Source organism: Simiaoa sunii (genome assembly GCF_014337175.1).
In the GTDB taxonomy this organism is placed as follows: Bacteria; Bacillota; Clostridia; order Lachnospirales; family Lachnospiraceae; genus Acetatifactor; species Acetatifactor intestinalis.
In genome coordinates this window covers 3,334,840-3,351,953 of the sequence record NZ_CP060633.1, presented here as the reverse complement: position 1 = coordinate 3,351,953, position 17,114 = coordinate 3,334,840, and the positions used below count along the sequence as shown (strand labels likewise).

General features: G+C 41.3%; 17 protein-coding genes. 8 read left to right on the top strand and 9 right to left on the bottom strand.

Annotation, left to right across the window (positions count from 1 at the left end):
• Positions 1-91 precede the first annotated feature (91 nt).
• From H9Q77_RS15530 to H9Q77_RS15520, 3 genes are all read left to right on the top strand, one after another.
• Positions 92-556 (top strand): cupin domain-containing protein, encoded by a 465-nt coding sequence (locus H9Q77_RS15530; protein WP_118550952.1) that lies wholly within the window; start codon positions 92-94, stop codon positions 554-556.
• Between the two features lie 119 nt (positions 557-675).
• The gene (locus H9Q77_RS15525) at positions 676-1,251 is read left to right on the top strand and encodes a DUF4352 domain-containing protein (RefSeq protein WP_249326157.1); all 576 of its coding nucleotides are present in this window, start codon (positions 676-678) and stop codon (positions 1,249-1,251) included.
• 302 nt (positions 1,252-1,553) lie between these two features.
• Entirely contained in the window at positions 1,554-2,018 is a 465-nt protein-coding gene (locus H9Q77_RS15520) for an Hsp20/alpha crystallin family protein (protein ID WP_022153096.1), read from the top strand.
• Positions 2,019-2,071: 53 nt separating this feature from the next.
• Here H9Q77_RS15520 and H9Q77_RS15515 read toward each other — a convergent pair whose 3' ends face one another.
• From H9Q77_RS15515 to H9Q77_RS15495, 5 genes are all read right to left on the bottom strand, one after another.
• Complete coding sequence (locus tag H9Q77_RS15515) at positions 2,072-3,061, bottom strand: Gfo/Idh/MocA family protein (RefSeq protein ID WP_249326156.1); 990 nt, start codon at positions 3,059-3,061, stop codon at positions 2,072-2,074.
• 79 nt (positions 3,062-3,140) lie between these two features.
• On the bottom strand, positions 3,141-5,537 hold the full coding sequence (locus H9Q77_RS15510; protein WP_249326154.1) for a beta-galactosidase: 2,397 nt from the start codon (positions 5,535-5,537) through the stop codon (positions 3,141-3,143).
• A 13-nt stretch (positions 5,538-5,550) separates the two neighbouring features.
• Entirely contained in the window at positions 5,551-6,372 is an 822-nt protein-coding gene (locus tag H9Q77_RS15505; protein WP_118545375.1) for a carbohydrate ABC transporter permease, read from the bottom strand.
• A 2-nt stretch (positions 6,373-6,374) separates the two neighbouring features.
• Positions 6,375-7,259, bottom strand: coding sequence for a carbohydrate ABC transporter permease (locus H9Q77_RS15500; RefSeq protein WP_118692809.1), 885 nt, complete (start codon positions 7,257-7,259; stop codon positions 6,375-6,377).
• Between the two features lie 101 nt (positions 7,260-7,360).
• A complete protein-coding gene (locus H9Q77_RS15495) occupies positions 7,361-8,704 on the bottom strand; it encodes a sugar ABC transporter substrate-binding protein (RefSeq protein WP_249326152.1) in 1,344 nt (447 codons plus the stop codon).
• Between the two features lie 313 nt (positions 8,705-9,017).
• Here H9Q77_RS15495 and H9Q77_RS15490 point away from each other — a divergent pair, with 313 nt between their 5' ends.
• Genes H9Q77_RS15490 through dgoD form a run of 4 tightly spaced genes read left to right on the top strand, consistent with a single transcriptional unit; the run spans position 9,018 to position 12,642 of the window.
• Entirely contained in the window at positions 9,018-9,800 is a 783-nt protein-coding gene (locus tag H9Q77_RS15490) for an IclR family transcriptional regulator (protein WP_249326151.1), read from the top strand.
• A 26-nt stretch (positions 9,801-9,826) separates the two neighbouring features.
• Entirely contained in the window at positions 9,827-10,777 is a 951-nt protein-coding gene (locus H9Q77_RS15485) for a sugar kinase (RefSeq protein WP_118692811.1), read from the top strand.
• Between the two features lie 44 nt (positions 10,778-10,821).
• Positions 10,822-11,466: a bifunctional 4-hydroxy-2-oxoglutarate aldolase/2-dehydro-3-deoxy-phosphogluconate aldolase gene (locus H9Q77_RS15480; protein ID WP_118692812.1), complete on the top strand. Its 645-nt coding sequence runs from the start codon at positions 10,822-10,824 to the stop codon at positions 11,464-11,466.
• Between the two features lie 27 nt (positions 11,467-11,493).
• A complete protein-coding gene (gene dgoD / locus H9Q77_RS15475) occupies positions 11,494-12,642 on the top strand; it encodes a galactonate dehydratase (RefSeq protein ID WP_249326150.1) in 1,149 nt (382 codons plus the stop codon).
• A 66-nt stretch (positions 12,643-12,708) separates the two neighbouring features.
• Here dgoD and H9Q77_RS15470 read toward each other — a convergent pair whose 3' ends face one another.
• From H9Q77_RS15470 to H9Q77_RS15455, 4 genes are all read right to left on the bottom strand, one after another.
• Positions 12,709-13,371 carry a PilZ domain-containing protein gene (locus tag H9Q77_RS15470; RefSeq protein WP_249326148.1) on the bottom strand — a complete coding sequence of 221 codons (663 nt, stop codon included), beginning with the start codon at positions 13,369-13,371 and terminating at the stop codon, positions 12,709-12,711.
• Positions 13,372-13,406: 35 nt separating this feature from the next.
• A complete protein-coding gene (locus H9Q77_RS15465; protein ID WP_249326147.1) occupies positions 13,407-14,774 on the bottom strand; it encodes a putative ABC transporter permease in 1,368 nt (455 codons plus the stop codon).
• A 77-nt stretch (positions 14,775-14,851) separates the two neighbouring features.
• Positions 14,852-15,154, bottom strand: coding sequence for a helix-turn-helix domain-containing protein (locus H9Q77_RS15460; protein ID WP_118550957.1), 303 nt, complete (start codon positions 15,152-15,154; stop codon positions 14,852-14,854).
• Positions 15,155-15,188: 34 nt separating this feature from the next.
• On the bottom strand, positions 15,189-15,383 hold the full coding sequence (locus H9Q77_RS15455; RefSeq protein WP_249326145.1) for a hypothetical protein: 195 nt from the start codon (positions 15,381-15,383) through the stop codon (positions 15,189-15,191).
• Between the two features lie 342 nt (positions 15,384-15,725).
• Here H9Q77_RS15455 and H9Q77_RS15450 point away from each other — a divergent pair, with 342 nt between their 5' ends.
• On the top strand, positions 15,726-17,048 hold the full coding sequence (locus H9Q77_RS15450; protein ID WP_249326143.1) for an IS30 family transposase: 1,323 nt from the start codon (positions 15,726-15,728) through the stop codon (positions 17,046-17,048).
• The last annotated feature ends 66 nt before the right edge of the window (positions 17,049-17,114 follow it).

Genomic DNA, 17,114 nt, shown 5'->3' with positions numbered 1-17,114 from the left:
GCCATGCAGTACTTTTGCAATTGCGCTTTTTCTCTGCATAGTATACACTAATTTCATGGAAAAAGAAATAGTCGGAAAGAGGAAAGCATTTATGAAACATTCAGCGGAGTATTATATTGAACATCTGGAAATGGAACCCCATGTGGAGGGTGGCTATTTTAAGGAATGCCTGTTGGAAAAGGAAGACAGAGATCTGTGGAGCAGCATCTATTTTATGCTGGCAAAGGGTGAAGTGTCGAATTTTCACCGCCTGAAATCGGACGAGGTGTGGTATTACCATGATGGCAATGCACTGACAATCTATATGATCGATGAGGAAGGAAAACTGACCGCTGCGAAGCTGGGACTGGATCTGGAGAAGGGAGAAGTACCCCAGGTACTGGTACCGAAGGGGATGATCTTCGGTTCCGCCATGGAAGAGGAGGGGTTCAGCCTGGTGGGATGTATGGTGTCACCCTGTTTTAAATATGAAGAGTTTGAACTGTTTGATCGGAAAGAACTGCTGGAAAAATATCCGGAACACCGGGAAGTGATCCTGCGGCTGACCCGTGAGTAAGCGCTTACATTCACAAGGTAGTGCAATAAAGCGTTGCATTCTGTCGATTTGTGTGTTATACTGGATTCGCATGTGAATAGCCGCATGCAATTAGGATTTATGAGAGGGAGAAAAGAAAAATGAAGAAATTTGCAGGAATTATGGTAGCAACTGTACTGGCTTTCAGCCTGGTAGCATGTGGTCCTGTGGACAGCGCTGTTCAGAACCTGGCAGGAGCAGCATCCAACAAGGGCAGTGGTGTGGTAACCGCAGATGACGACGGATATGCAGAGGGACGTATCGGAGATGTAATGAGAACTTATTTCTTTGACTACACAGTAAACAGTGCGTATACCTGCAAGGAATTTGAAGGATATACACCTGCAGAGGGAAATAAGCTTCTGGTGGCAGAATTAACGGTTAAGAACACAGATCGTTCTACCGTTACTATGTATGATACCGATTTCCAGATCCAGTGGGGCGATGATGACGACGATGATGCCTTTGATGCACCGATTACCTATTATAGTGATGCCGTAAGCGACGATCAGCTGCCGGAAGAGTACGATCTGAGTGTCAACGAAGAGAGAACCGGTCTGCTGGTATTTGAAGTACCTGAGGATTCCAAGGATTACTCTATTTCTTATCTGGAGCAGTTCTCCAATGAGACCGAGGGAGATGTATTCTTTGTATATTTCACTGCAAAGGATAAGTAAGATCAATCATATTATTTATGAGAGTAAGGACCGAAGTACTGTGGATCACAGTGCTCCGGTCTTTTTTGTTGTTTATTTTTAATTTATAATTATATAATTTTTCCTTAATTGACATACCAATATGTGCGTGTTATAGTACAAATAGAACAAGGGAGAGGAAGAAAGATCAAGAGATGGAAAGAAGAACGAGATCAGAAATCCAGTACCGGTTCGGAAGTCCGATGGTGGTTACCGGAGGATGGAAAAGGTAAGAGGTATCGAAAGACACCGACATATGTTTAATAGAAAAGGAGAGATGACTTATGTTATTACCTAGCATTTTTGGAGAGAACTTATTTGATGACTTTTTTGATGATGTACCTTTCTTTGACAACAGAGCAGAGAATCAGATAGAGAAGAAACTGTATGGCAGACATGCACACAACGTAATGAAGACCGATATTAAGGAGACCGATGATGGCTATGAGCTGATCGTTGATCTGCCCGGCTTCAAGAAAGATGAGATCAAGGTATCTCTGGAGGATGGTTATCTGACCATCGAGGCTGCCAAGGGTCTGGATGAGGATGAGCAGGAGAAGAAATCCGGCAAGTACATCCGCAAGGAACGTTATGCAGGTTCCTGCCAGCGTAGCTTCTATGTTGGTGACAATCTGACCCAGGAGGATATTAAGGGTGAGTTCAAACATGGTATTCTGACCCTGAATGTTCCTAAGAAGGAAGCAAAACCTGCAGTGGAGACCAATAAATACATCGCCATTGAGGGATAATCTCTGCATACAAAAACCGTTGCCCCGTGAGGGACAGCGGTTTTTTGTATGCTTTATAATTCAAAAGGGTATTTAATTCCCCATTCCTGGCGTAATGAATCCATTTGCTTCATGATTGTCAGCGTTTCTGCATGAGGCATATCCTCACATTCTGTTTTTCCATCTTCAATGGCTCTTTTACAGGCAAGAATTTCATATTCGTAGCCATTGATCTGTTCGGGAACCGATATTTTCTGAAGTAGGGAACCGTCAGAACTGTGTAATTCAATATTACGAGGATTATTATTACTTTCCCATGTAAGATAACCTATGGATCCGCAAATTTTCACACAGTTATAGGATTCTTCCGTCATGGATGCATGCAGGACCGCTTTTTTGCCATCTTCATAAGTTAGAGTGATGTTGTCCGTAGCATCTACACCAGTAGGATATAAGGAGCAGGAAGAATCAGTTTTTATAATTTCGTCACCAAAATACATGGAAGCTGTTGTCAAAACATATACTCCCAGATCCAAGAGTGCACCACCACAGAGAGAGGGATCATGCATACGGGGAATTTCGTGAATTGGAACGGAAAATGTAGCATTCAAGGTTGTAAACCGACCAATAGCACCAGAAACTAAGAGATCTGCTATTATTTTACGACTGGGCATATAACGAGTCCATATAGCTTCTGCTAACAACACTTTTTTATCAGCCGCTAAGGATAAGAGCTCCTGTGCTTGTAGGGCATTGGCGGTAAAAGATTTTTCTACTAAAGTATTTTTACTGTGATTAAGACAAAGCAGAGCATGCTCATAATGTAAAGAGTGTGGAGTAGCAATATAGATAAGATCCACAGCAGGGTCAGAGACAAGAGCCTCATAGCTGCTATATGCTTTTTCAAAATGCCATTCCCGGGCGAAATTTTCCGCTTTTTTAAGGGAACGGGAAGCAATTGCATAGGGAACAACCTCACCTTTATCTTTGAGAGCATTTAAGGTGAATGCCATAGATTGTGCAATACTGCCGGTACCAAGAATTCCTACATTAAAACATTTCATAATAAGTACCTCGCAATTAGATCAGATAATTTCTCTTTACCTGTTATAAATTAAATTGTAACAGGTAAAGAGAATAAAATCAAAGAGAAACAGGCAGGGATTTAATGCCCTGAAGTTCAATGGAATCAATATGAGCCACCTGATCCTTGAATACTTCTACCATTGCTGCCATAGCTGAACTGGAGTCAATAAAGCCGCCGGATTTTTTGGGAGAAACATAAATATACATGCCCTTATTCAACAGTTTTTCCTTGTAAGGTAGCAGATCTATCTCCCAGGGAGCTCCATTACAGAAATTATCATGGAACATTTCACCGTTGGAAAAAGCATATCCGATATCGCCCTGGTAGCGAATGCGAAGCATCACCTGCTTCATTCCGGTAAATACATCTGGCTCAAACTGCAGAACAGCTCTTGCATTCACAACCTTTGAAGAGGTAATAGGGCTTCCGACAACAGGGCGCTTCAGAGTGCTTTCCTCATCGGAATTTACGGAACTGGCATCTCTTACGGAAAAATGATATTCCTTTTTGTCCTGAAAAACAGTATAAGTGATGAAAGGACCTATGTTGCCCGATCGTGAAAGCTCCCGGTTGTGGATGACAATGCTTTCCTTCTCGGAAGGGAAAACAGAAAGAGCGACTTCTTCTCCCATGGGATATTCCAGTTCAAATTCGTTATCCTTATATAAAACAGGACAGTCACACAGGAAAAGTTTACGTCCCTCGGGAGTATCGTATTGCCATAAACGCTCTGCATCATTTGCATTTAAAACGGTAACTATGCAGCGATTCCCCTGACCAAATGTGAATACAGATGTTTCGGAATTACTCAGAATAACCTTATGCTTCTGAACGCTGCATCCGCTGACAGGAATAATTTCGTCTTCCGGAAATACAAATTCTCCCGACATTCCGCGAATCTTACTGAAAAAGTAATATGCTGTATGAGAGTAAACAACTCTTGTGATTAATTGCACCGTGGCATATTTCAGTAAATGTCCCTCCAAAGAGAACCAGTAGGGCAGTATTGCACAGGCATCTTTGGAGAGATTTAAACTTCCGTCTTGAGGAAAACGTACTTCTCCGAGGTCACTTTGAACAGTAACGCAGAAATCCGTCTGATCGATCGTTTCCACATGATCCTGATAGTTATTTAAATAGAGAAAGCCACGACCCTGTTCATCTGCACGCGCAACATACCTTAAAGTTTCCACATCTTCGGGAGTCTGAACCGCGGCTTCCTTAGAAAGAATGGTTTTAGCGGACGTAATTTCGGAGGTAAACTCCTGATAAAACAGATGCTGAAGCTTTAGCTGATGGTAAGAAAGCCGAACTTGTCCAAATTCACCTAAAGGAGCCTGGTAGTCGTAGGAAAACTTTGGAACATCACATTCATTCATGTAGGGAACAGTCTTTCCCCTGGGATGTGTGCCACCGTGATACATATAATATCCTAGGAAATTACAACCACTTCCTGATTTTACTTGGGAAAGTGCTGCAACACTTTCATAAGGCAACTGAAAACGATATGGATAGTAGACGTTCATTCCGCCGCCCATTTCGCAGCAGGCATAAGGAAAGTCTTCCGGTGCGTATTCAGGGTCGAAATTGTAATATTTTGGAGCACTGTTGTTATGAAAATCTCCATAGAGATATTCCGCAGTAGCAGGATGCTCTTTTAATTTTCCATCGTAAAACATCCAAGGACGAAAGGCATATCCGCCCCAAAGAGGGAATACTGTATCTTCAGGAGCACAGGCACCGCCCCAGGCAGTAGCTGTGTAAAGAGGAACATCAAATCCGATCTCCAGGGCCATTTGCTTCAACGTATTCATGTGATTTTTGCCATCGTGTCCGCTAACGACCCATTCTTTGCTGTTTTCTGTCGTCATTTCCCAGGGACAGGAAGCATGTTCATGTTCGTTCTCCAGCTGTACACCGATAACAGGCCCATTGTCTTTGAATAATAGTCCCTTTGCCTGCTGATAGATCTGCTCATAAAAGCGTCGGGTATAAAATAAATAGGAAGGATCATCACAGCGGATGTCGAAAGGCTGTCCATACATCCAATCGGGGAAACCACCGTTTCTGCATTCTCCATGGGAAAAGGGACCGATACGTAAAATAACATACATATTATTTTTTTTACATAATTCCAGGAAAATCCTAAGATCCTTATTGCCGGAGAAATCGAAAGTACCTTCTATTTCCTCATGATGTATCCAAAAAATATAAGTAGCTATTATATTTAAGCCGCCGGCTTTCATTTTAATGATTTCATCTTCCCATAATTCCCGGTTCATTCTTGAAAAATGGGCTTCTCCGCAAATTCCGAAGAAAGGTTTTCCATTCAAAGAAAGATAATAATTCCCGATGGATAACATTTGGCCATTAGCATTTTTGCCACCCATTTTTATCGGGCAGGGATAGATGGGATTTTTAATATTTCTTGCATCAATGGAATACTGTCGCATGATTACCTCCAAATTATTTACTTGAGCCTACAATGCCTTCTACAAATTGCTTCTGCATTGTCAGAAATACAATGATAATAGGTATGGTTGCAAGGACAATGGCTAACATTAACTGACCGTAATCTACATAATAAGCAGAGGCAAGGGAGGAAAGAAGGAGCGTGAAGGTCTTCTTTTCGTTTGTCTGTATTACGATCAGAGGCCACAGATAATTGTTCCACTGCTTCATAAATGCGTAAATGGCGCCGGCTGCAAAAGTGGATTTCATTGGAGCCATTACCAAACGGAAAAAAATAGTGAATTCGTTGGCACCATCGATTCGCGCAGCTTCTATCAACTCTGTGGGGTAAGACTGAAAACTCTGACGGAAAAAGAAAACCAGAAAAGGCATTGCCAGAGTAGGAAGAATTACCGCAGTGTGTGAATCTAACATATTAGCCTTAGATGCCATTTTAAATAAAGGAATCATCTGGGCAGAAAAAGGTATCATCATCGAGAAAAGGAACAGGGAATATACCAAATTTTTACCTTTTGATCTGTATTTTTCAAAGCCGTATCCTGCCATGGAGCATATCAAAATGGATACGAAAGTATAAATAAGTGTAATTTTCATGGAATTCAAAAATACTAGAAATACATTAGCACTCGACTGCAGGTTGGTCCAGTTTTCTCCCAGAGATTTTCCAAAGCGTAGAACACCGCCGGTGACATCTACACTTTTATTTGTAGCACCTGTTAACATCCATATAAATGGAAAAATGGAAATCAAAACAACAATGAGTAAGGCGATATGCAATAATACCTTTTTAAAAACGCGATATTCTTTATTGTGCATAATTAATCCTCCTTTCCGGCAACAGTAAACTGTATGATTGCCAAAATAATCATTATAAATACAACCATATAAGAGATAGCGGATGCGTATCCAAAATTAGGAGCATAGACAAAAGACTGGTTGTATATGTAGTGTGAAACAGTAATGGTTGCATTTGCAGGACCACCCTGTGTGATATTCATTGTTTCATCGAATAACTGTAAGGTGCCGTTGGTAGACATAATGGTTGTAAGCAGAACAATAGGCTTTAACTGCGGAATTGTAATTTTAAAAAATGTCTGGATTGCATTAGCACCGTCCACCTTTGCAGCTTCAAAAGTCTCTTTGGGGATATTTTGCATGGCGGATAAATAAAAAATAACGTTATAACCGGTCCAACGCCAGATCATTGCGATAATAATAACGGCGCGTGCCCAGGTGGAATCCTGCAGATACTGATAGGGCGCATCTAAAATTCCCAGTTTGATTAATACTTGATTCAAGAGACCATCCAGTGAAAAAAGCATTTTAAATATGATAGAGTAAGCTACTAGAGAAGTGACACACGGAAGAAAAACGCTTGTGCGGAAAAATCCCTTGAATTTCAAAAATTTACTGTTGAGGAGAGTGGCAATAATAAGGGCAAATAACAGCATTAAAGGTACTTGAATAACCATATAAAGGAAAGTATTTCCAAGAGACTTTAAAAAGATGGCATCGCCAAACATTCTCTTGAAATTCTTCAGACCCACAAAGGCATATTTGCCTCCTTCAAAACTCTGGAAAGCAAGAAGAAGGGAATCGATTGCAGGATAAATCGTAAATATTATGTATAATAAAAATGCAAGTGAAATAAATATCCAGCCGTAAACATTATAATTAGGGCCCGCTTTCTTTGTTCGCTTCATAATGACTCCTTCTATAAAAACTAATATAGGATATAAGGTATCCCGGATATTTTAAGGAAAAGATTCTGCGGAATATTTCTATTCCGCAGAACCATGAAATCCTATCTGCCTAACTGGTTACGCAGCTGTGCATCTGCTTCCGCTAACGCACCGTCAATATCTGTCTTGCCGGCGAAGAGATCCGCAAGAGCGGTAGTAATGGCATCATTTGCCTCAGCTACATAACCTCCGAAATTAACGGGGATAACATCCGGCAGAATTTCTGCGAACAAAGCATTAATCTTTTCCCCGCCGAAGAACTCATCTTCTGCATCGTATGCTGCGGTAGAATATGCGGGAATATAAGAGCCCATAGCACCCTGATCTAACAAAATAGTATCATAGAAATCCGTGTTACCCTGCCATACACCCTGAAGGAATTTGATGGCTTCATCTTTGTTTGCAGAGCCTTCCAGTACATACCAGCTGGAGCCGCCAACGTTGGATGCGTTTACAGAACTGGAAATATTGGCAAATCTGGGAATACGAACTGCTCTCCACAGACCGGACTGATCTTCTGCCTGTTTAATAGAAGAAATAAACCAGGGGGCATTTACAACGGAAGCAACCTGACCGTTATTCAATGCAGCAGCTCTTCCTTCTGTGCTTTCTGCTTCGTAAAGAATTCCTGCTTCTTTCATTTCCGAAATAGTTTCAAAAGCTGCCTTCAGAGCTTCGTTGTTCGTGATGTTGATATCGCCGTTCTGATCATAGTACCACAGACCGCAGGACTGCATCATGGCACGAACCAGAGTGGTTTTATTATTGGCAATTTCTACAATCATCGGAGTGCCGGTTTTCTCGGTTACGTCTTTACCGATTTTGATGAATTCATCCCAGGTCAGATCCTGCATATCTTCCTCTTTATAACCTGCCTGTTCAAGAATATCTTCCCTATAGTATAAAGCAGTCGCTCCGGTATCGAAAGGAACGGCATAAGTCTTGCCATCTACGGTAACAGCATCAACTTTGAAGTCAAGAAACTGTGAATAGTCGAAACTGTCGGTAAGATCAGCAAAGGAACCGGGGAAGGTATTTAAGTATTTTCCGGACACATAGTCTTCTAATAAGACAATATCGGGAAGACCGCTACCACCTCCGGCAAGAGCAGTCTGCAGTTTTACATATACATCTTCTTTGGAAAGACTGACAACATCTACATTGATATTGGCGTCGGGATTCGTCTTCTTATATACTTCTGCAGCTTTTTTCATTACTGCAACATTAAAGTTGTCGTCCCAAGCCCATACAGTAATTGTTTTTGCATCAGAGGAAGTGTTTGCTTCCGCTGCACTGGTATTAGCGTTTTCTGTTCCGCTTTCGGAAGCAGAGGAGCTGCCACAACCAACCAGTGACGAAACTGCTAAGATAGATGACATAAGAATGACTGCTAACTTTTTCTTCATAAGTAAATCCTCCTTTGAATAAATAAGTAAAATTAGAATATGAGTTCTTATATACGAACCGCGTACCTATATCCGTTTCATGCTCAAATAATAGCATGAGGAAAGTGATTTGTAAATATCATAGTTATATTTCGTGATAAATACTAAATGAATTAATAAAAAACTGTGCAAATTCACAAAAATGGATGAAATAGATAGAAAATACCAAGAAACTAAAGTTTCATTGTTGACATATGGAAAAATTGAGTGCTATAATCTAAATGTTCTTATATACGAATCTTAATCTTATATCCGTTTCATGGAGGAACTATTAATGAGTGAAGACAAAAATATCCATCGTTCCACAAGCAGGGTTCTGGATATACTGGAATTAGTAGCAGAACACCCTTCCGAATACAACCTTACAGATATCAGTAAGCTGATGGAAGCACCAAAAAGTAGTCTGTATCCGATTATGTATACCTTAACGGCAAGACACTTTTTGGCATTAGATAACAATGGACACTATAAGGTAGATTTTTCATTATATCAGGTGGGAAATTCTTATCTTAGACAGTTGAATTTCCTGGACGAAGTGGAGAAGATCTTAACCAACATGACAAATGTATGTATGGAGACTTCACATTTTGGTATATTGAAGGGCGGAGATGTTTTATATTTGAAAAAGATCGATTCTCCGGAGCCTATTCGGATGACATCTCGTGTAGGAATGAGAATTCCGGCATACGGAACTGCAATAGGAAAAGCGTTGTTAATGGATACGGAGTTTTTGGAATTAAAAAAGCTTTATCCCAATGGATTGAAGGCGTTAACGGAAAATACCATTACGGATTTTACGGACTTGTCGAATCAGTTGAGTGAGGCAAGACTTTTAGGCTACACCTGTGAAATGGAAGAGTCTACACAGTACATTTGCTGCTTCGCGGTACCCATACAGAAAAAGGGAAAGGTTGTTGCAGCGATCAGCGTGGCAATTCCTATATTTCGCTACACAGAAGAAAGGGCGAAACTGGTCAGGACGCTTTTGTTTGATTCCAAGAATAAAATAGAAACCATTCTTAACAATGTAGATATGGATATGGAACATCTCATATAAGAGATATCCGAAAGGAGGGGGAATTTATGCCCCAGTTTATATCTATAGGTGAAACAATGGTATCATTTGTCCCGACGGAGCAGCTATCTCTTAGCTATGGACCATCATTGAGAATGAGGATAGCAGGAGCTGAGAGCAATACGGCAATCGCACTACAAAGATTAGGTGTATCCACAGCTTTTGTCAGTCGTGTTGGAGATGATACTCTTGGGCAATATGTGTTGCGGATGATTAGGGCAGAAGGAGTTGATACTTCTGATGTATGTGTAGACAGAGAGAATCCTACTGGTCTCATGATTAAGGAAATACATGCAAACCAGGAGACGCGTGTCTATTATTACAGGAACGGATCAGCAGCAGCGCACATGACAAAGTGTGATATTCCCGAACAAAAACTGGCAGAGGCAGATATATTACACCTGACCGGAATAACGCCTGTTTTAAGTGAATCCTGTAAAGAACTGACTTATGCTACTATGGAACAGGCAATGAAGCATAAGACAGGAATAAGTTTTGATCCTAATATTAGGAGAAAACTTTGGAAACAGGAAGATTATCGACCGCTTATGCAGGACCTGATCCGGAAAACTACATATTTATTTTTAGGAATGGAAGAAGCTGAGTATATTTACGGAACTTCTGATATAAATACGTTGGGAGATAAACTCTACCACTCTGGAAATATGAAATGTGTAGTATTTAAGGATGGAAGCCGTGGAGCATGGTGCTATGATGGTGATCGTATATTGCAGATATTACCGGAAAATGCAATCTGTGTAGATCCAATCGGAGCTGGGGATGCGTTCAACGCCGGATTCCTGTATGGAATATTGCATAACTATTCTTATTCCGAGAGCGGTAAAATAGGTGCTATCTGTGGAGCGAGAGCCATAGAAACATCCGGGGATATTGAAGGACTGATATACGAAGAAGAGCTATTAGAATCACAGAATAATGTTTCTCCAATTTGTCGTTAGTAAACTGATTCATCTTACCAGGTGTAAAAAGATAGGAGTACATTATGAAAGATATTATTGATAAAAATCCCGTGATTGCTATTATTCGAAATATTTCTGATTCTGACATATTACCATATATGATGAGCTTGTATCATGCAGGATTGCGGTGCTTTGAGATATCTATCAGTCATGGGAATGCCATAGAACAAATTCATAATATGAAGCAAGCCATGCCGGAAGACACTTTGATCGGAGCTGGCACGGTCTTGGATGTGCAGGCAGCTGAAAAAGTGCTGGCAGTCGGTGCGGATTTTATCTTATCTCCTTCGACAAATGCGGCAGTCTTAGAATACTGCAAAGAAAATATGGTCAGACTTTTGCCGGGAGTTATGACACCGACAGACGTGAGTGTATGCCAGGAATACGGATTTTCTACATTAAAGCTTTTCCCAGCTGGAGAACTGCCTATGAATTATAACAAAAGTTTGAAAGGACCGTTTCCGGGAACCAGTTATGTGGCAGTAGGCGGGGTTACTCCGCAGAATGCCATTGACTACTTTAGCCATGGATACTGTGGTGTGGGAATAGGCAGTGCATTAGTGAATAAGAAAGATCTAAAAGAAAAGAATTGGGACAAGATAACGGAAGATGTAAAACAGTTTTACCAGAAGCTATGTGGACAATTGAAAGAAGAAAAAGTTTCCTGAGGGTAGAACGGAAAGAAGGAAAACATTATGAAAATCAAGGAAGTAAATACATATTTGGTTCGTCCACGCTGGTGCTTTGTAGAAATTGTAACAGATGAAGGTCTGTGTGGATGGGGAGAAGCGGTGATAGAAGGCAAGGCTTCTACCGTGAAAGCCTGTGTGGAGGAAATGACAGAATATCTGATAGATGTGGATCCGATGCGTATTGAGGATATATGGAATACTCTGTATCGAGCAGGATTTTATCGCGGGGGTCCTGTTATAATGAGTGCAATATCCGGAATCGATCAGGCACTGTGGGATATTAAGGGAAAATATTATAATGCACCGGTATATGAACTAATGGGAGGAAGATGCCGTGACAAAATGAAAGTGTATTCATGGATTGGCGGAGATCGTCCTTCTGATGTGGCAGCGGCGGCATTGGAGCGAAAAAATGCGGGATTTAGTGCAATTAAAATGAATGCTACAGAAGAACTGCAGTATATTGATAGCTATGATAAAATTGATGCAGTACTTGAACGTGTGGCATCTATCAGAGAGGCAACCGGAAAATATTTTGGAATTGCTATTGATTTTCATGGAAGAGTTCATAAGCCTATGGCAAAGATTCTGGCGAAAAAGTTGGAAGAATTTGATCCTATGTTTATAGAAGAACCTGTTTTATGTGAAAATATGGAAGACTTTCATGATATTGCGACCAGTTGTAATATCCCGATAGCTACCGGAGAACGTTTGTTTTCACGATGGGATTTCAAGAGACTGCTTCATGCCGGTGGAATAGATATTATCCAGCCGGATTTGTCACATGCGGGAGGCATCACTGAAGTCAAGAAAATAGCTTCCATGGCAGAAGCATATGATGTTGCACTTGCACCGCACTGTCCGTTAGGTCCTATCGCATTGGCAGCATGTATTCAGGTAGATGCAACCTGTCATAATGCGGTTATTCAGGAACAAAGTATTGGAATTCATTATAATGTAGGCAAGAGTGTACTGGATTATATTACGAATAAAGATGATTTCGTATTTACCGATGGATATGTAAAGCTTCCGAAAAAGACAGGGCTTGGTGTAGACATCAATAAAGAACTGGTGATGGAGGAAAACAAGACGCCTCATCATTGGAAAAATCCTGTATGGAGACATAAGGATGGATCTATTGCAGAATGGTAACTAGTAAAGTGAAATAGTAAAAGGTACTCTGATTTTTGTTCTGAATTCAGAGTACCTTTTACTATTTTAGGATAACTGTCTCTTTCGTAAGACAGCCCGTTCTTTTTTTACGATATATTGTTCCAGCCCGGGAACCGGATTGCTGAGCCGGCAGCCATAGAGAAACAGCCCGTTCTCTAATTCCTGCACACGGGCGACCAGTCCATACAGATGGAAATTAAAGTTCTCCGCAGTCTCCTCCAGATGATCATTCAGGACAGCGTGCACGGTCTGGTTGACACCCAGTTCCAGATCTTCCTTGCTGACTACGGCGAATCCGTTGTAGCTGATATCCTTGATAATAACATTGTGGGCAGAACGGTTCAGACCGCATTGAATGGCGGTTTCGATGCCGATATAACAGCGGTAGCTCTGCCTGCGGTTGTAGGTTTTGCTTCCGGCGATGCTGAAGACAGTGTAACAGAGAGTTCCGTCGGCGCGTTTCACCACGTTGGTGGTGACATTTTTGAACAGCTGAGGTTTATCGTCTGAGAGAGTGACCAGCAGATCGACGAGCAGCCCTTTTCCCCGGAAAGAGATGATTTTATCATCAGTAAACACACCCTCAGCCAAAAGTGTATGTCTGCGGGAATAGACTTCCAAAATGCGGGATTCAAATTGAAGTTCTTCGTTGTTCAGATGAATGATAAAGCTAATGGATAACCCTGCGGTCAAGTCATCGATCTGCATGGTTCGGTCAGTCTCCCATCGTTAATAAATCTAAATTAATTCACCATTTTCGCATTCGGATAGATGCGTTCCATTCGTGCGTCAGGATAGTTTTCATCTAAAAATTTCTGCCATCCGTTAAGCTCTGTGGTTTCCACAGAATAGGAGGTATCGTTGCGTTCGGTGTATCTGGCAAGTGCCAGTGCGGAGATCAGCATGTTGGCAATCATAAATACAATTAAAATATTACAAATGATCGTACCCGCTTTTTTCGGAATCTTCTCAATCCAGTCGGACAGCTTCGGATAGATGAACTTCAGCCATACCACAGCGGCGATTCCCCAGAAGAAGCAGTACAACAGGTTGATACGACCGCCTAAGTTAAAGGCGAATCCACTGTAATCCCAGAAAATCGTGCCGAAGACCATTTCCGTGAAGACACTGCAGATATATTCATAGGCACCACCAAGCAATGTTCCTGCCAGGAAAATAGAACCGTCACTTTTATTCCGGTAGCGATAGAGCAGCAGAGTCAGAAAGGCACAACCCAGTCCCCATACGATACTGAAGGGCCCGTAGATCACACTGCTGCGGCTCATCCAGACCCCGGCTGTGATACGGCAGAAGATCGTCTCTGTGATATCACCTAAAAAGGCACCGATGAAAAAGAGGGAAAACAATTTATAAAAGCAACAACCCTCGGCGAAAACAGTGGCTTTTTTATGTTCAGCTCTGGCTTTTACCAGGGCATCCAGACTGATAGAAGGATAAGACTTCTGCAGACGCTTTTGCATATGCCTGGTCAGAGCATTTTCCAGGAAACGGGAAGTCTGTCCTAATCCTTCGGTGATCTGATCCAGCCGGGCGGTCTGCTTTTCTAATGCATAGTCCGCCCGGTGCTTCGCCTGCAACTGTAAGCTTATTGTTGACAGGGCGGAACCGATGGTGTCTAACAGGAGCAGCCCTCCGAGGACTAACAGAAGTATTACGGAGAGAAGATGCGGAATGCGGTCAAACAGCCCGCACAGCAGCGGATCCGCGAACATCACGGTCACAACGCTTAATGCGCCCCACAGCAGGGAAAACGGCAGGCAGATATAACCGCCCACATTATAGCGGAAGCGGGAGTAATCCCACAACTTTTTCTTATAGACTTTTTCAAAAAACATTCCTGTGGAATATTCCAAAAGAGAGGACAGTACAAAGCCGCCCAGGAACAGGAAGAACGGATATTCCGTCAGCTCCGGCAGGAAGATCTCGAACAGCATGGTACCGAAACCGTAGATCGGGCATAGGGGACCCGCTACGAATCCTCGGTTGACGAATTTCCGATGCTGCACCGCGGCAGAACATACCTCAATACACCATCCTATAAAAGAATAGAAGAAAAACAGCCAGAACAGGGATAACCAGGATATTGTCATAAGGGCACCTCTTTCGTCGAAAAATGTCGAACATTGTCTTGTTCCATCATATCACAACGAAAGAAAATGCACCATCATTATATCTTTTTCTTATTGTTCTGCTGCTTAGGGATAAATTCAATTTTTAAGGTCATATTCATGCTGTCGGCAATTCGCTTTAGTAGCTGAATGGTAGGGTTCCGCAGCCCATTTTCCAATTTACTGATATCACCCTGATCAATGCCGACGAGTTCAGCTAATTGTTTTTGCGTGAGATTCTGAGATTTTCGTGCTTTGATCATAGAACGGATAGCATCCATTTCCGGCTGAACAGCATTATATTCCTGCGCAAATTCCGGATTGTTCATTTGTTCATTGAGAAATGCAGATAAATCACTCATTTATTCATCATCCTTCCTATATAATCGGCTTTTCTTAATTTTTCCAATTCGATTTCTTTTTTAGGTGTCTTGTGCTGTAGGGTTCCCGTAGAAGATTTCCATATTCTTCGAGAATTTCCATGAGAGAAGAAAGTTTTGCTCTCATCTTAATATCTGTGTTTAATAAAAAATCTTTTACAGGGCAAATATTATTTGATGTTGTGTAAAAGACAATTTCAAATGAATTCATGTTACCTCCTTAGTATATGGAATATATTCCATATTGTCAAATGCAAAAAAATTATTAGTAAAAAATAAATGGGAAAAATGACCGAATGGTCATAAGAATTTCTTTACAGAAACATTAGCATATAGTTTGCGTAAAGTCAATGAATTAGTGTTCACACTCAATTGAAAAAGTAACTTCCAGTTACTAAGGTTTTTATATTTTATAAAACAGAAATAAGTCATACAAACATGAAGATGGAAGATAGTCTTGTAAATAGATGATCTTCCTTTTCTTTTTTGTGTAATAATGGTAATCACTTCAGTAGTGTCAGGAGATGGCAGCAAGACTAAGGAGGATAAATACATGTCATCCTATAAATATAAGCATCTGACACTGGATGATCGCATTACCATACAGAAAGCTTTAAAAGAGGGGCAGACGTTCGTTGAAATAGGCGCTCTGATAGGCAAGGATCCATCAACTGTTTCTAAAGAAGTGAAAGCCCATCTTGATTATCGAAATACTGGTACGCGTTCCAGAGGCTATAATCCATGCAGACACAGAAAGAGATGCACTAAGCAGTATATCTGTGGCGAAGATAGCTGTGGGTTTATTAATCGGTTATGGCACGGAAAAACATACTGTTCTGAGTGTGCTTTGTGCATGGTCAATTGTCCTGATTTTGAAGAGGAAAAATGTTCAAGTCTAAAGAAAGCACCCTATGTTTGCAATTCATGTAAGCAGGTAAGTTCCTGTACTCTTGCCAAACAGTTCTATGATGCAAAGGAAGCTCATAAAACATACGAAAAGACACGTTCTGATTCCCGTAAGGGTATCGATATAACACCAGAAGAACTGGATCGGCTTGATGCCATCCTTTCGCCTCTTATCAAACAAGGCCAGTCGATTCATCAAATTTGTATGAACAATGCAGCAGAAATCATGGTAGATGAAAGGACCATTTATAACTACATAGATGCCGGCATACTTTCTGCTGGAAATATAGATCTTCCCAGAAAAGTGCGTTATAAAAAACGCAAATCCAAAAAGGTTGTACGTGTCGATAAGAAATGCCATATCGGGCGTACCTACGAAGATTTTGAAGCTTTTATGAAAGGACATCCTGATTTCAACGTGGTGGAAATGGATTCGGTAGAAGGCACCAGGGATTCCACAAAGGTGCTGCTTACAGTATTCTTTAGAAACTGTTCCCTTATGCTGGCATATCTTAGGGAAGCGAATACAGCCAAGTCGGTAACAGAAGCGGTGAACCATCTTTATGAGATACTTGGGCGGGAACAATTCTGTGAGATGTTCCAGGTCATCTTAGCAGATCGCGGAAGCGAATTTACGGATCCGTTGGCAATAGAGTTTGATGAGGATGGAAGACGCAGAACCTATGTGTTTTACTGTGATCCGCAACGTCCTGATCAAAAAGGAAGTATTGAAGTAACTCATGAATTCATCAGAAGGATTGTTCCTAAGAAAACATCATTTGCTTTTCTTACACAGGATAAAGTCAACCTGATGATGAGTCACATTAACTCCTATACAAGAAAGAAGCTGAATAATCGATCCGCACATCAACTATTCAGCTTCTTTTATGGCGCGGATACAGCCTCTAAGCTTAACCTGGAAGCTGTTCCTGCTAATGAAATCATACTAAAACCTGAACTGCTGAAGTAAAACTGCCAATGTCATCTCCTGATCATGTCACCCATATCCCAGAGGTGGAAGTTTCCCTTGCAAACA